The organism is Verrucosispora sp. TAA-831 (genome assembly GCF_050780145.1).
In the GTDB taxonomy this organism is placed as follows: Bacteria; Actinomycetota; Actinomycetes; order Mycobacteriales; family Micromonosporaceae; genus Micromonospora.
Genome location: NZ_CP192240.1, coordinates 2433763 through 2448737 on the forward strand (window position 1 = coordinate 2433763; position 14975 = coordinate 2448737).

Annotated in this window: 12 protein-coding genes; 8 read left to right on the forward strand and 4 right to left on the reverse strand. The window is 72.7% G+C overall.

Annotated elements, in window-relative coordinates:
* Window positions 1–9 precede the first annotated feature (9 nt).
* Entirely contained in the window at window positions 10–1296 is a 1287-nt protein-coding gene (locus ACQVFL_RS11050; protein ID WP_396695273.1) for an AI-2E family transporter, read from the reverse strand.
* A 230-nt stretch (window positions 1297–1526) separates the two neighbouring features.
* Between ACQVFL_RS11050 and ACQVFL_RS11055 the strand changes: the two genes are divergently transcribed.
* From ACQVFL_RS11055 to ACQVFL_RS11065, 3 genes are all read left to right on the forward strand, one after another.
* Window positions 1527–2621 (forward strand): hypothetical protein, encoded by a 1095-nt coding sequence (locus ACQVFL_RS11055; protein WP_396695271.1) that lies wholly within the window; start codon window positions 1527–1529, stop codon window positions 2619–2621.
* 118 nt (window positions 2622–2739) lie between these two features.
* Window positions 2740–3435, forward strand: coding sequence for a YoaK family protein (locus ACQVFL_RS11060; protein ID WP_431729290.1), 696 nt, complete (start codon window positions 2740–2742; stop codon window positions 3433–3435).
* A gap of 98 nt (window positions 3436–3533) precedes the next feature.
* Window positions 3534–3854 carry an amphi-Trp domain-containing protein gene (locus tag ACQVFL_RS11065; RefSeq protein ID WP_431729291.1) on the forward strand — a complete coding sequence of 107 codons (321 nt, stop codon included), beginning with the start codon at window positions 3534–3536 and terminating at the stop codon, window positions 3852–3854.
* Window positions 3855–3966: 112 nt separating this feature from the next.
* Here the strand turns inward: ACQVFL_RS11065 and ACQVFL_RS11070 are convergent, their stop codons facing one another.
* A complete protein-coding gene (locus tag ACQVFL_RS11070) occupies window positions 3967–4365 on the reverse strand; it encodes a hypothetical protein (RefSeq protein ID WP_396695264.1) in 399 nt (132 codons plus the stop codon).
* 87 nt (window positions 4366–4452) lie between these two features.
* On the opposite strand from ACQVFL_RS11070, the gene ACQVFL_RS11075 reads away from it, so the two are divergent.
* Window positions 4453–5073: an L-threonylcarbamoyladenylate synthase gene (locus ACQVFL_RS11075; protein ID WP_396695262.1), complete on the forward strand. Its 621-nt coding sequence runs from the start codon at window positions 4453–4455 to the stop codon at window positions 5071–5073.
* A 15-nt stretch (window positions 5074–5088) separates the two neighbouring features.
* Here ACQVFL_RS11075 and ACQVFL_RS11080 read toward each other — a convergent pair whose 3' ends face one another.
* Together ACQVFL_RS11080 and ACQVFL_RS11085 are read right to left on the reverse strand one after the other, a co-directional pair.
* A complete protein-coding gene (locus tag ACQVFL_RS11080) occupies window positions 5089–7236 on the reverse strand; it encodes an amylo-alpha-1,6-glucosidase (RefSeq protein ID WP_431729292.1) in 2148 nt (715 codons plus the stop codon).
* Between the two features lie 162 nt (window positions 7237–7398).
* Window positions 7399–10221 carry a M36 family metallopeptidase gene (locus tag ACQVFL_RS11085; protein WP_431729293.1) on the reverse strand — a complete coding sequence of 941 codons (2823 nt, stop codon included), beginning with the start codon at window positions 10219–10221 and terminating at the stop codon, window positions 7399–7401.
* Window positions 10222–10518: 297 nt separating this feature from the next.
* Here ACQVFL_RS11085 and ACQVFL_RS11090 point away from each other — a divergent pair, with 297 nt between their 5' ends.
* The 4 genes from ACQVFL_RS11090 (at window position 10519) to ACQVFL_RS11105 (ending at window position 14921) form a co-directional block, all read left to right on the forward strand.
* Complete coding sequence (locus tag ACQVFL_RS11090; protein WP_431729294.1) at window positions 10519–11049, forward strand: PadR family transcriptional regulator; 531 nt, start codon at window positions 10519–10521, stop codon at window positions 11047–11049.
* Window positions 11046–11738 (forward strand): ABC transporter ATP-binding protein, encoded by a 693-nt coding sequence (locus ACQVFL_RS11095; RefSeq protein WP_396695254.1) that lies wholly within the window; start codon window positions 11046–11048, stop codon window positions 11736–11738. Before ACQVFL_RS11090 ends, ACQVFL_RS11095 begins: the two co-directional genes overlap by 4 nt.
* Window positions 11735–14026 carry an FtsX-like permease family protein gene (locus tag ACQVFL_RS11100; RefSeq protein WP_431729295.1) on the forward strand — a complete coding sequence of 764 codons (2292 nt, stop codon included), beginning with the start codon at window positions 11735–11737 and terminating at the stop codon, window positions 14024–14026. The genes ACQVFL_RS11095 and ACQVFL_RS11100 overlap by 4 nt, the downstream gene beginning before the upstream one ends.
* A gap of 217 nt (window positions 14027–14243) precedes the next feature.
* Window positions 14244–14921, forward strand: a complete 678-nt coding sequence (locus tag ACQVFL_RS11105; RefSeq protein WP_396695251.1) for a hypothetical protein — start codon at window positions 14244–14246, stop codon at window positions 14919–14921.
* Window positions 14922–14975: the final 54 nt, after the last annotated feature.

The following is a 14975-nucleotide window of genomic DNA, read 5'->3' on the forward strand; positions in this document are numbered from 1 at the left end:
CCCGGAGCGTCAGGGCGCGGTGGCCTTGACTACGACCGCCTCCGGGGGCGGTGGCTGTTCGGTCGGCGGAATGCGCCGGGCCAACCGCCGGACCGCGGTGTTGAGCACGGCGATCAGCGGTACCGCGATGAGGGCGCCGAAGATGCCGTCGAGCACCACACCGGCGGTGACCGCCAGCACCACCGGCAGCGGGTGCAGCGCCACCGCCTTGCCCATGATCCACGGTTGGAGGACGTTCCCCTCGACCTGCTGCACCACGATCACCGCGCCGAGGATGCACAGCGCGGTGACCCAGCCGCCGTCGACCAGCGCGACCAGCACCGCCACCGCGCCGGAGAGCGTGGCACCGACGATCGGGATGAACGCGCCGAGGAAGACCAGCGCGGCCAGGGCGAACGCGAACGGCACGTCGAACAGCACCAGCGCGATGCCGATGCCGACCGCGTCGATGAACGCCACCAGCACGGTGGCCCGCACGTAGGCGACCAGCGTCTGCCACGAGGCGTTGCCCGCGTCGTCGAGCCGCCAGCGGGCGGCGGCCGGGAACATCCCGACGATGAACCGCCAGATGCGCTGCCCGTCGCGGAGGAAGAAGAACATGGCGAAGAGGACCAGCAGCGCGCCGGTGAAGATCTCCACCACCGTGCCGGCGGTGGAGAGCGCCCCGGTGGTCAGCGCCTGGGTGTTCTCGTTGATCCAGTTCTGTCCGGCCTGGATGTACTGGTCCAACGTCCCGTCGGAGAGGTTCAGCGGCCCGTCGCGCAGCCAGTCCTGGATCTGGCCGATGCCGTCGGCCGCGTTGCGGCTGAGGTCGGGCAGACCGGTGATGAACTCGTTGACCACCATGGTCAGCGTGCCGACCACGGCGGCCAGTCCACCGATCAGCACCACGGCGGTGGCCAGCGTACGGGGGAAGCGGGCCCGCAAGAGCCAGCCGACGGCGGGCGCCAGCAGGGCGGAGAGCAGCAGCGCCACCAGCAGCGGCACGATCACGACGCGGATGGTGCCCATGAACCGCAGCATCGCCCAGCCGACGATGCCGATGACGATGATCCGCCACGACCAGGCGGCGGCGATCCGCAACGAGTGCGGCACCCCGGCGTCGTCCCGGCTGATCGTCGAGGGGTGGCCGCCCTCGTCGGAGTCGCCGGAGCGGGGCTCGGGAATGGGGGGGACGAACTCCTCCGCGCGGTCGGCCCGTCGGGTCCGGTCCCGGTCCCGGGCCGCGCGCACCGACTCGCGTCCCCCGTCGTACGCCCGGCGCAGTCGTTGCCGTAGCTGCTCGAACCGGCTCAAGGGAACCCCCAGGTGAAGATCGGTCGGTACACCGTAACGGGTCGGGGCACGCACCGACACGGTGACCAGCGGAGAATCGCGCCGGCCCGGATGCCGCCGCCGATCTCGGCCGGTGACGTCCGGCGGGGCGGGCCCTATTCTGGCGCTTCGTGCCCGGGTGTCCGGGCGGTGCCGCCCGAGGCGGGTCCCTCCGGACACGCGGGCTCCCCCTGCGACGAGGAGGTTCCCGGGTGAGAAGGTTCGCGGTAATCGTCACCGCGTTGACGGCGGCCACGGCGGTCGCCGTACCGGCACAGGCGCAGACGTCGACCCCGACGGCGGTCACCCTCAAACCGCCGCTGAGCGGCCTGGTCGACCGGGCCGAGCCGGCTACCGGCGCGTACGCCCCGGTGGTGGACAGCTTCGTCATCCGGGTCAACTGGAGCGACCTGCAACCGCAGCAGCAGCCCGGCACCGACCACGGCGGCGCGCTCGACACCACCGCGATCGACCAGGCGGTCGCCGCCGCGAACGCGGCCGGGATGTACGCCCGGCTGCGGGTCGTCGGCGGTATCCACGCGCCGGACTGGGTGAAGTCGCTCGGCGGGACCAGTCCGATCCCGTGGTACACCACCGGCAGCCTGACCGGCACGATCGGCCGCTTCTGGAGCAGCGCGTACGGCACCGCGTACCAGAACCTCCAGGACCGGCTCGCCGCCCGCTACGACGACGAGCCACGGATCCGGGACGTGGTGATCGCCCGCTGCACCACCGAGTTCGCCGAGCCGTACATCCGGCAGACCGGGCAGCTCAGCCTGAACCGGCCCGGCCTGGAGGCGGCCGGCTACACCGGGGCGGCCGACGACCAGTGCCACCGTGACGAGATCGACGCGCACGACGTGTGGGAGCAGACCCGCTCCTACCTGGCGTTCAACCCGTACCAGCGGATCGACGAGGTGACCTGGACCGGGTCGGTGGACATGCCGTACACCCGGCAGATGATCGACTACTGCCGGACCTCGCTAGGCGCCCGGTGTGTGCTGGGCAACAACTCGATGTACCCCGGCCGCCCGAACAACTACTACGCGATGTGGGCGTACATCGCGGGCAAGGGCGGCCCGATCAGCTACCAGACCGCGACCGCCGACCTGGTCTGCGCCGACCAGGACCCCTGCCCGGCGTCGACCTGGAACCAGACCCTGGAACTCGCCCTCACCCACGGGGCGAACGCCGTGGAACTGCCCAGGACGAAGACCGGCTACCAGAGCTGGTCCATCGCGGACGTGTCGCCGGATCGCGGGTTGCAGTACTACGACGACCTGCTGGAGGCCGCCGCCGGGCCGTGACGCGGCTGCGTCGGGCGCGGTCGTGGGCGGTGCGTAGACTCCGATCCGGACGATCGCCCTGCTCACGGCCGCTCTCGACGTGCCGCACAGCGGTGCCGGCGAGCTGCGGAAGAGGCCCATGACCAAGACGTACGACGTACCGCTGCTGGTGCTCACCGTGGCGACCGGGGCGATCGACGGCGTCAGCTACCTCGCCCTGGACCGGGTCTTCACCGGCAACATGACCGGCAACGTGCTCTTCATCGGCTTCGGCCTGGCCGGGGTCTCCGGTCTGCCGGTGCTCAACAACCTGCTGGCGCTGCTGGCGTTCATGCTCGGCGCGCTGCTCGCCGCCCGGCTGACCCGCCGGGCGGCCGGTTCGGCGAAGCTGCCCCGGTCCGGCCTGCTCGTGCTGGTCGTCGGCAGCGCGGTGACGCTGACGCTGGCCGCGCTCTGGTCCGGCGCCGGGGCGCCGGACGGGATCGCGATGTTCGTCGTCACCGGGTTGCTGGCGCTGGTGCTCGGCGCCCAGGCCGCAGCGGTCCGCCACACCGGTGTCCGCGACCTGTCCACGGTGGTGGTGACGATGGCGATGGTCAACCTCTCGGCGGACAGCCGGGCCGCCGGGGGTGACGGCGCGGCGTGGGCCCGGCGGTGCGCCGCGGTCGTCGCGATGGGCCTCGGTGCCCTGGTCGCGGCGCTCCTGACCCTGCGGGTCGACGGATCCTGGGCGCTGCTGACCGCCGGTGTGGTGATGGCGGTCGGCACGGCGATGATCGCGGCGGTCCGCCGCCGGGAGATCGCCGCCGCGGCGGCTGCCGGTCCGGCCGCCTGAACCCCGCCCGCCCGACGCTCCGGCGACGCCACCTGCGGTCCCGCCGACCGGGTAACCCTGGGCGTGGTCGGTCGACACCGCAATGCCAGCATGACGGCATGGATATCTACGAGGACGAGCGGACCGTGTCGCGGGCGGACCTGGCCGCATGGCTGCGGCAGGTGGCGAGCCAGGTGGAGAGCGGGCAGGTCTTCTACGGTGCCGCCGGCACCATCGCCGTCGCCGACCAGGTGCGCTGCGAGCTGGAGATCGAGCAGGAGGGCAAGGACGAGTACTCGATCGAGATCGAGTTCTCCTGGGTCAACCCGGCCGCCGAGGCGGAGAAGCCGAAGGCCGACGCGGAGAAGACCGACGCGGAGAAGGCGGCGGCGACCGAGGCGGACGAGGAGCCGGAGACGGAGTCCTCGGCGACCGCCTGACGGCACGCCGATCCCGGTCGGGGAGGGCCGCCGTGACCGGCGTGGGCGGGACGACCCGCCCCTGTGGTGACGCGGCGCGCCCTCGCCGATGGCAGCGGGCGGCGCGTCGTGCTCAACGCAGTCGCCCGCGTCGACCGAACCAGTCGCGGGAGACCCGGGCGTTCAGCGCCCACAGCACCCAGACCAGCAGGAGCGCGCCGACACAGGTGATCGCGCCCCACAGGCCGAGCGAGGCGGCGGCCAGCAGACCGGTCAGCGCGTACGCCGGGTAGGGGGCCCACGGGCGGCGGGCGGCCAGGCTGACCGCGACCAGCGTGCACGCCACGGCCATCACGGCGAAGAAGGCGGCGGCACCGAGCGAGCCGCCGTCGACCACCGCGCGGTGGGCGGTCGCCAGCGCGAAGAGCAGCGCCAGTACGCCGAAGACGAGCACGGTGATCCGGACGGGTGTCGGTGTCGCGGGATGTCGGAAGGCGTCGCGGTAGCCGCCGTCGTGGGCTCGTCCGACCATACCGACAACGATGGGCGTCGACATGTGGCCGAAGGAGGCCACTGTCACCAATGCGACACTTCCCGGTGTCGCTCTAAGCTTCCGGCCATGGCCAGGTACTTCGACGTGCATCCGGACAACCCGCAGCCGCGCATCATCGGTCAGGTGATCGACATCGTCCGGCGCGACGGCCTGATCGCCTACCCGACCGACTCCTGCTTCGCGTTGGGCAGCCGGCTCGGCAACAAGGACGGCATGGACCGGATCCGGGAGATCCGCCAGCTCGACAGCGGTCACCACTTCACCCTGGTCTGCCGGGACTTCGCCCAGCTCGGCCAGTTCGTGCAGCTCGACAACGCGGTGTTCCGGGCGGTGAAGGCGGCCACTCCGGGCGGCTACACCTTCATCCTGCCGGCCACCCGCGAGGTCCCGCGTCGGCTGCTGCACCCGCGCAAGAAGACCGTGGGCGTGCGCATCCCGGCGCATCCGGTCACCCGCGCGCTGCTCGACGAGTGGGGTGAGCCGTTGCTGTCGAGCACCCTGCTGCTGCCCGGCGACGAGGAGCCGATGACCCAGGGCTGGGAGATCAAGGAGCGCCTCGACCACGCCGTCGACGCGGTGGTCGACGCGGGGGAGTGCGGCACCGAACCGACCACGGTGATCGACTTCTCGGACGGTGAGCCGGAGATCGTCCGGGTCGGCGCCGGTGACCCGGACCGCTTCTCCTGAGCACCCGGCCCGTGGTCAGGGCCGGTGCCGCCGGGTGACCGACGCCTGGCGGGTGGGGCGGCGCAGCACCGCGATCCGGTCGCCCCGGGTACGCACCGACGTCCGCCCGCCCCGTCGACGGCGCACCGTCAGGTCGAAGGTGTGCCCACCGACCCGTACCCCCTCCAGCGTGAGGTCCGGCAGCCACGGTGGCAGGTGCGGGTCGACGAGGATCGCCCGCAGCGGCGCGGCCGGGCGCAGCGCCAGCAGCGCCTGCACCAGCGCGACGATCGCGCTGGCCGACCAGGCCTGCGGGGAGCACGAGTTCGGGTAGACCCCGGGATGCGGGAAGGTGTCCCGGGACAGGCCGCTGAGCACCTCGGGCAGGCGGTGCTCGGCGAAGAGGGCCGACGCCGCGAACGTCCCCTCGGCCAGCCGGTGCAGGTGTTCCCAGCAGCCGTACCGGGCGAGTCCGAGGCCGATGGTGCCCGCCTCGACCGGCCAGACGCTGCCCCGGTGGTAGCTGAACGGGTTGTACGCCGGATGCGTGGCGGAGAGCGTCCGGATTCCCCACCCGCTGAACATGTCCGGCGCGAGCAGCCGGTCGGCCACCACGGGCGCGATCCGGGCCGGCACGATGCCGCTGGTGAGCAGGTGCCCGTCGTTGGAGTTGACCGAGCGGACCGGCTGCCCGTCCGGGCCGAGGGCCATCGCGTAGCAACCCCGGTCCGGCATCCAGAAGGCGCGGTGGAACCGGCGACGCAGCGCCCTCGCCTGACGTAGCAGGGCCGCGCCGGTCGCGGGGTGACCGGTCACCGTGAACGTGACGGCCGCGTGCCGCAGCGCGGCGTACCAGTACGCCTGCAACTCGCTGCTGGCGATCGGGTTCGGGACCGGTCTGCCGTGCTCGTCGACCACCGCGTCGTCGGAGTCCTTCCAGCCCTGGTTCTTCACGCCGACCCGGGAGCGGCAGTGGTACTCCAGGAAGCCGTCGCGGTCCACGTCGCCGAACCGGTCGAGCCAGTCCAGCGCGCGGCGGGCCGCCGGCAGCAGCGCGCGGACCGTGTCGAGGTCCGCCGTCCAGGCGTAGTACTGGCCGAGGAAGACGAGCAGGTCCGGCGCGGTGGACCAGTCACCGTGGTAGTGCGTGAGCGGATCGAGTCCGAGCGCGGACACCGGCCCCTGGCGCGCCTCGTGCAGCGGCTTGCCGGGCTCCTCGTCGCGCCAGTCGTCGACGCGTCGCCCGAGGTGCTCGGCGTTGAGCCGCAGACTGTCGGCGAGCATCGTCGGACCGGCGAGCATCGCCTGCCACGAGGCGGTCATCGTGTCTCGCCCGAAGATCTCCTGATAGATCGGCAGGCCGGCGATCGGCGCGGTCGGCCCGGCCGGCTCGCCGAGGGGCAGCCCGGCCAGGTCCTCCGTCGCGCATCGCCAGGCCGCCGTCACGTCGAAGTTGGTGCTGGTCAACCGGGTGAACTCGCGTTCCAGCCGGGCCCGTGCGGCACCGGCGAGGTCACCGGAGTCGGTGAAGCTCGGCGGCGGCGCGACGAGCCGTTCGCCGTCGAAGACGGGCTCGACGAGGATCTCCACCTCCCGGCGGTCGCGGATCGGCAGCGCCAGGTCGACCTCGAAGCCGGCGTCGGCGTACCGGATCGGCTGGTCCGTCCGCACCCGGATCGCCACCGCCCGGTCCAGGCCGTCGCAGCGGTACGTCAGCCGTAGCTCCCGCGCCGTCGGGTCCCACCGGCGCTCGACCGTGCCGGACTGCACCCGACGCCCCCGCTCGGCCTCGCCGGTGTCCGCGAAGTCGGCGTCCAGTTCGATCCGCAGCCGCAGTTCCAGCGGGACGTCGGCGTAACTGAGCACGGTCAGCCGGGTCCGCAGCCCGGCTCCCACGAACCGTGCCACGGTCAGGTACGCCGCCCGCGAGGGCAGCTCGTCCCCGGCGCCCAGCTCGGCGTACGACAGTTGGGCGTATCCCTGGACGGTGGCGGTGCTGAACGGCACCGGCTCCCGTCCGTCGACGGTGATCCGCTCGGTGTGCAGCACCCGGGTGTTGCGGGCGAAGAATCCCTGCGGATCGCTGCCGGTGATCCGGCCACGGACGTCGGTCACCAGCGTGCTCCATCCGCTGGCCAGATAGAGCAGGTCGGGGCGGACGCGCAGATTGCGGACCCGGCTCATCCCGTTCCCCCTGGCCTGCGGCGGACCTCGCGTGGCGACGGCGGCGACACGCGGCGGCGCCGGTCGGCGGTTCCTACCCCTTCGCCGCCCGGGTACACCTGTGGGCATGGCGCGGGGGAGGGTTCCGTGGCTCGGAACCCTCCCCCGCAGGTGCGGGTCGGATCAGCCGGTGAATCGGAAGTAGGTGCGGTACTGGAAGCCGTTGTCCAGGGTCAGGACGAACTCACGGCAGGTGCCGGCCCAGGCGGGGTCGGTCTTCCAGACGTAGTTGTACTGGCCCCTGGCGTTGGCGGACATGCGGGAGTTGCCGGGATTGACGGCGGCCACCGGAAGCGGTCGCGGCGTGACCGAACCGTCCGGGTTGACCGTCTGCAGGGTGTCGCAGTCGACCAGGCGGGAGTACGGCGAGTTGCTGGCCAGGATGTCCAGCCCCCGGTTCGCGGCGAGTTGGAACTTCATCGGTGCCGCGTCCCCGGCGGGCAGCGTGTTCAGGCCGGGCGCTGCGGTGCGGCCGACGAAGTCGCCCCGGCAGGACGGGTGGGTGTCGAACGCCTCGGTGTTGTCGTCCCGGTTGGTGGTGCCCTGCACCGCGCTGTAGCCGAGACCCCGGCGGGCGAACGAGGCCCACAGGGTGCAGGCGTTGTCGCCGCCGGTCAGCGCCGCGTCGGCGGCGATGATGGCGTTGCGGCCGACCACGAAGCCCGGCCCGCAGCCCTGCATCTTCAACCCGTCCATGACGAGCTGCATGGCGAGGTTGTTGCCGCCGGTGTTCCAGGCGCCGTAGACGTTCGGGTTCAGGCCGTGCCGGTCGATCAGGTCCCAGGTGACGTCCCAGAGGACGGCGGCCCAGCCGTGCCCGATGCCGTGCGGCGCGGCCAGCGACGTGCCGTTCAGCCAGCCGCCGGTCTTGATGCTGTCGTAGGTGAACGGCTGGGTCTCCATGTTGCGCGAGTACGGCCGGGGGCGCAGTCCGTTGCCGGTGCGGTCGGACTGATAGAGCACGTACGGCACCAGGCCCCGCGAGCCGTCGGCGGTGTCGAGGGCCGGGTCGAGCAGCGTGGTGATCGCGAAGAAGTCGCTCCAGCCCTCGCCCATCTGCTCGTTGCCGGTCAGGCAGTTGATCCCCGGACCACCGGTCAGCCGCAGCGAGATGCCGTGGCCGTACTCGTGGATGATGATGCCGGCGTCGAGGTCGCCGTCGCGCATGCCGGGGTGGCTGGGATGCTTGCGGACCGACCCGGTGACCGTGCCGCCGGCGATCGCGGCCTTGAGCGCGGTGCCGTCGGCCTGGGTGACCGCCACCGCCGGGATGGCGACCGGCGCGGTCGTCATGGCACCGGTGAGCACCGGCGCGGCGCCGGCCGCGTTGTGCGCGACCACCACCGCGTCGGCGCCGAGCGACTCGGCGATCTGGGTGCGCAGCAGGTAGGTGCAGGCGGTGGTGCCGCCGTCGACCACCGCGACCCAGCCGTCCTCGGGCAGCGAGGCCGGGTACGACGAGGCGGCGCAGCCGGTGCCGCCGTACACGAACGGGCGGGCGGGCAGGCCGGCGCTGGTCGGCGCCGGGCTGTAACGCGACCAGGTGGCGTCGAACGCCCCGACCCCGTCGACGACGACCTGGTTCTGGGCGCCGAACTGGTTGCCCGGCCACAGGTACATCTGCATCCGGGGCGTGCCCACGCCGTCCACCGCCGGGGTGGAGAAGTTGGCGTTGTTCGTGCCGCCGCCGTCGGCGGCCTCGGCGCGGACGTAGTCGCCGCCGACCCCGCCGCGGCCGTAGTTGTTGGCCTGGAAGTTCCCGGACGCCTCGTCGAAGCCGTAGCGGTACGAGACGTCGTGGATGATGTTGTTCCAGTAGAACAGGTTGGCGGTGGCCGCGTCCCGGTAGCTCTGCGGGTTCTCGCCCAGGTCGAGCGGGAAGTTGAAGGTCAGGTTCGGGCCGCCGTCCGGGCTGCTGCCGAAGTCCGGTGCGTTGTTGTTGTCCTGGTCCTGGTATGCGTGGACGTTGTTGCCCTGGGTGGTGGTGAACTCCGGACCGGGCACGCCGTCGGTGTCGTGCCACCCGTACGGCGAGGCCAGCGCGTCCGCCGGGTCGGTCACCACGGCACGGGGGCCGTCGTTCGGGCTCTCCGTCGGGTAACCGTAGACGTGGTAGCTCGACCCGTCCCGCACCGGGTCGGGCGTGCCGAGCGGACCGCTGCGCCGGACCGGCATCGTCCGGCCGGAGACCGGGTGCAGGGTCTCGGCGAGGTCGTCGGTGTGCTCGTGGGTGGTCCAGTCGTCGGCACCGAGCAGGTCGCCGCTCTCCGCGTCGACGGTGGCGTTCCAGAGGTGCGCGTCGGTGGCGTCGTCGATGACGAGTTGCCAGGCGAGGCGGAGCCCGGCGTCGGTGGGCTGCCAGCCGAGCTTGGCCGGGATGGGCTCGGCGGAGATGCCGCTGCCGCTGACGACGGTGCCCTGCGCCGGGCCGCCGGTGCGGCTCATCACCCGGGTGTTGGTGGGCGTGGGCAGGTCCAGGGCGTCGGCGGCGGCCTCGACGGCGTCGACGGCGTCCAGGTCGGGGGTGGTGGCCCCGCCGGTCAAACCGGCCACGAGGGTGTCGCCGACGAAGACGACGCTGCCGTCGCGGGCGACGTTGACCGTCGCGGTGGCCCCGAAGATCTCCAGCTTCTCGTGGCGCTGGGCGAGGTTGACGTGGGTGACGCCGGTGTGCCGGCTGGTGTAGCTGGACAGCACGGCGAGGTCACCGAGGTCGGCGGCGGTCACCCCGTGCCGGGCCGGGTTGGCGCGCAGGTAGGCGGCGGCGATGTCCTCCGGGGCGCCCTGGCTCGGGCCGGTCAGGAAGATCTCGTTGGACTTGAGGGGTTCCTCCGGGGCCGCCGCGGCGGGCTTCGCGGCGACCGAGGTCAACGAGGCGACGAGGGCGGTGGACAGCAGCAACGCGCCGCTGCGGCGAGCGCGTGACGAGCGGGGTTGTCGGGGCACTTCTGCTCCTTCGGGGGTGGAAAGGACAGCACGGAGCGCCGATCCACGACCGGGCGTCCCGTCACGGCGGCCGTGACGCTCGCGGTGCGGTCACGGTGCGTGACCGTGGCCGTGCGAGGTGGATCGCGTCGACGCTACGGCGCAGCTCACGGCCGGTCATCCGACGGATGTTCAAACATTTCGATCTATGGCTCCTACGTCTGTCGTGCGACCGTCCGGAGCTGCGGCAATGCGTCGTCGGCCCGTACGCCGCGTACGTAGACACTGTGTGTATAGCCCGCGTGTATAGTGGCGCTCATGTCTGTCGGTTACGCGCTACTGGGTCTGCTGGAGCAGGGCCCGCGCCACGGTTACGACCTCAAACGTTCCTACGACGACCAGTTCGGTCGCGGACGGTCGCTGCACTACGGGCAGGTCTACGCCACGCTCGCCCGGCTGCTCAAGAACGGTCTCGTCGAGGTCCAGTCCGAGCCCGGCGAGGGCCCGGACCGCAAGCGGTACGCGATCACCGAGGCCGGCGTCACCGACGTCGAGCAGTGGCTGGCCCGACCGGAGCAGCCCGAGGTCTACCTCCAGAGCAAGCTCTACACCAAGGTCGTGCTGGCGCTGCTGACCGACCGTGACGCGGCCGACCTGCTCGACGTGCAGCGCGCCGCGCACCTGGCGCAGATGCGGGAGCTGACCCACCGCAAGCTCGCCGGTGACCTGGCCGACCAGCTCGTCTGTGACCACGCCCTGTTCCACCTGGAAGCCGACCTGCGCTGGCTGGAGCTGACCGCCGCCCGGCTGGACCAGCTCCGCGCGCAGGTGCGAGAGGAGACGCGATGAAGCCCGCCACGGAGGCCCCACTGCTGGAGGCGGAGGACCTGGTCAAGACGTACGGCGCCACCACGGCGCTGGACGGCGCGTCGCTGCGGGTGCACGCCGGTGAGGTGCTCGCCCTGATGGGCCCGTCCGGCTCCGGCAAGTCCACCCTGCTGCACTGCCTGGCCGGGATCGTCGTGCCGGACTCCGGCCGGGTCCGCTACGCCGGCCAGGATCTGGTCACCCTGTCCGACCAGCGCCGCAGTGCGCTGCGGCGGACCGACTTCGGGTTCGTGTTCCAGTTCGGGCAGCTCGTCCCGGAGCTGACCTGTCTGGAGAACGTGGCGCTGCCGTTGCGGCTGTCCGGCGTACGGCGGCGGGAGGCGGCACGCCGCGCGACCGACGCGTTGGCCCGGTTGGAGGTCGGCGACGTGGCGGGCAAGCGCCCCGGGGAGGTCTCCGGCGGCCAGGGCCAGCGGGTGGCGGTGGCCCGCGCCCTGATCACCGGCCCTCGGGTGATCTTCGCCGACGAGCCGACCGGTGCGCTGGACTCGCTCAACGGCGAGCGGGTGATGCGGCTCTTCGTCGAGGCGGCCCGGCAGACCGGTGCCGCGGTCGTGCTCGTCACGCACGAGGCGCGGGTGGCCGCGTACTCCGACCGGGAGGTCGTGGTGCGTGACGGCAAGGTCCGCACTCCGGCGCACGTCCGATGAGCGCCGGGACGCGGCGCGGCGCGGCGGGCTGGTTCGACGACCTGGCGCTGGGCGTACGGCTCAGCGTGGCGGGCGGCCGGTCCGGCTGGGCCCGACTGACCCTGATCTCGGTCGGCGTGGGCCTCGGTGTGGTGCTGCTGCTGACCGTCGCCGCCCTGCCCACGCTGGCCGCCGCGCGTGGTGAACGGGAGGCGGCGCGCCTGCCCGGGCCGGTGGTGTCCGCGTCCGGGCCGGACACTCTGCTGACCGTCGACGTGGAGTCCCGCTACCGGGGCACCGACGTCAACGGCTGGCTGGTGCGGCCCGAGGGGGAGCGGACGCCGCTGCCGCCCGGTGTCGACCGCCGGTTGGCCCCGGGGGAGATGGTCGTCTCGCCGGCCCTGGCCGAGCTGCTCGACTCGCCCGAGGGCGCGTTGCTGCGGGAGCGGTGGGGCGGTCGGGTGGTCGGCACCATCGGCGCCGACGGGCTCGCCGGCCCGGGTGAGCGTCTCTTCTACCTGGGCTCGGAGCAGGTGGACGAGGAGACCCCCGGCGCCCGGCGGATCGACGCGTACGGCGGTGACGGCCGGCAGGAATCCGCAGGAGTGACTCCGGTGCTGCTGGTACTGGGCGTACTGGGCCTGGTGGTCCTGCTGCTGCCAGTGATGATTTTCGTGACCACGGCGGTGCGGTTCGGCAGTGCGGCCCGCGACCGCCAACTCGCCGCGATTCGGCTGGTCGGCGCGGACAGCGCGATGACTCGGCGGGTGGCGGCGGGGGAGAGCCTGGTCGGCGCGGTGCTCGGGTTGGCCCTCGGGGCGCTCGCCTTCCTCGGCGTCCGTGGGGTGGCCGGCGACCTGCTGCCGCCCGGGTTCAGCTTCTTCACCGTCGACCTGCGTCCGGTGCCCGGGTTGGCGTTGCTGGTCGTGGTGCTGGTGCCGACCGTCGCGGTTTTGGTCACCCTCTCCGCGCTGCGGCAGGTGGTGATCGAGCCGCTCGGGGTGGTCCGACGCGGCGGCGAGCGACACCGTCGGTTCTGGTGGCGGCCCCTGCCCTCGCTGGTCGGACTCCTTCTGCTCTACCCGCTGCTCGGCGGCCTCACCGAGCAGGCCGGCGGCCTGCTGGTGGAGCTGCAACTCGCCGCCGGGGCGACGCTGCTGCTGGTCGGGGTGGTGCTGCTCCTGCCGTGGCTGGTGCAGGCGACGGTACGGCGGCTGGGTGGCGGCGGCGTGGCGTGGCAGCTCGCGGTACGCCGGTTGCAACTCTACAGCGACACCGCGGTCCGGGCCGTCTCCGGCATCGCGGTGTCGGTGGCCGGCGTGATCGCCGTGCAGGGAGTGCTCGGCGCGGCGCAGGCGTACGGCGCGAGCGACCTGAGTCCCGACGACGACTTCCAGGCCGTGGTCTACGTGTACGAGCAGGGCACGCCCGACGGTCCCGCGCGGACCTGGGCCGAGGCGCTGGCCGAGACGGTCGGGGTCCGGGCCGCCAGCGGGCTGGCGGACCTGGGCACCGCCCCGGACGCGGCCCAGGTCCACCGGGTCTACGTCGCCGACTGCGCGGCCCTGCGCCAGTACGCCGAGCTGCCCTCCTGCGCCGACGGTGACAGCTTCGCCGGCCCGGGCGGCGCGTCGACGGAGGCGGGCACCACGCTCACCTTCGACGACGGCGGTACGCCGATCCGCTGGACGGTGCCCACCGGGGTCCCCACGGTCCGGCAGTACTCCACGATGGTGGTGGCGGACTTCCTGCTCACCCCGGGAGCGTTGCAGGTGCCGCCGGTCAATCCGGGCACCGTGCTCGTCGCGTACGACTCGGCCGACCGGGACGCGGTGGAGCGGTTGCGCAACACCGTCGCGCAGGTGGACCCGACGGCGGTCGTGCAGACGTTCGAGGAGCGCCGCACCTCCTCGGTGCTGGCCGGTTACCAGCAGGCGCTCCAGATCGGCGCGGTCGTCCTGCTGCTGGTCATCGGCGCGAGCATGCTGGTCAACATCCTCGAACAGTTGCGCGAGCGGTGGCGGCCGTTGGCGGTGCTCAGCGCGTTCGGCGTCCGCCGCCGCAGCCTCTCCGGGGCGGTGCTCTACCAGGTGGCGATCCCGGTGACGCTGGGCATGCTGCTGGCGGTCGTGACCGGAAGCGCGGTGGCGGCCCTGCTCCAGTCGGTCGCGGGTATCTCCGTCGGCGTCAACTGGGCGGCCATCGCCGGAGTGTCCGGCACCGCCGCGGTGCTGGTGCTCGTGGTCACCGCCGCCAGCCTGCCACTGCTGTGGCGGTTGACCCGGGCCGAGGGGCTACGCAGCGAATAGCCGGCTTGACCCTGATGCCGGCTGTCCTCTCCCTGGTGACGGTCATGTTCGTCGACGCGCGGCAGGACGTCGCTGCTGGCCGTCGTGGTGGGCCTGGCCGCCAGCAGGCTTTCGTGCCCGCCGAGTGAAAGTTGACGCCGGAACGCACAGAAGTATCGACGGCTTGTGATATACGGGCTACGCTCCGAGCGAATCGTCGTCGATCCGAGGGGTGGCCATGTCCCGACGTACCGGAAGGCCCTCCTACCTGCTGACCCCACCCGCCCCGGCGGCCCGGCCCTCCGGCTGGTCGATCCTCGGCGCGGTCGCGGCCGTGCTGGTGGTGGCCCTGGTGGGCGGGCTGGTCGGGTTCACCCTGGGACGACCGGACGAGACCGACTCGCGGATCGCCGACATGCGGGCGGCAGAGGTCGAACGGGACGCGCGCCAGATCGTCGAACTGACCGACCTGGCGCGCCGGACCGGTCAGGAGATGGCACCGATCCTGGTGGCCGTGCGGGAGACCGGGGAGTCCGGCCGGGCCCCCGAGCCGACGCAGCTCGACCAGTGGCGGCAGACCATGCGTCGGCTCACCGAGCAGTACGCCGACCCGCCGTCGGGCACCACGGCCACCAACGTCGCCCGGGGCGGCCTGCGCAGCGCGGTGGCCCAGGCCACCGTCGCGGTCGACGCGGTCGCCCTGGCGGCGTCCGCTCCCGACGCCCGGCGGCGCGACCACCTGGCGCTGGCTGCCCGGCAGGCCACCCTCGCCGCCACCACCTGGTCGGTGGCCGCCACGCAGCTCGACCAGATCAACATCGACGCCGGCAACGGCCACCAGCACGTGCACCTCGACGCCGGTGAGGCCGACGGCGCCCTTACCCCGGACGGCGCCGCAGAGGGCACCGGCGGCTGACGGGCTGTTCGCCCACCGCCGGTCCGACTACCGTTGCGGGGCGGCGACGGGTCG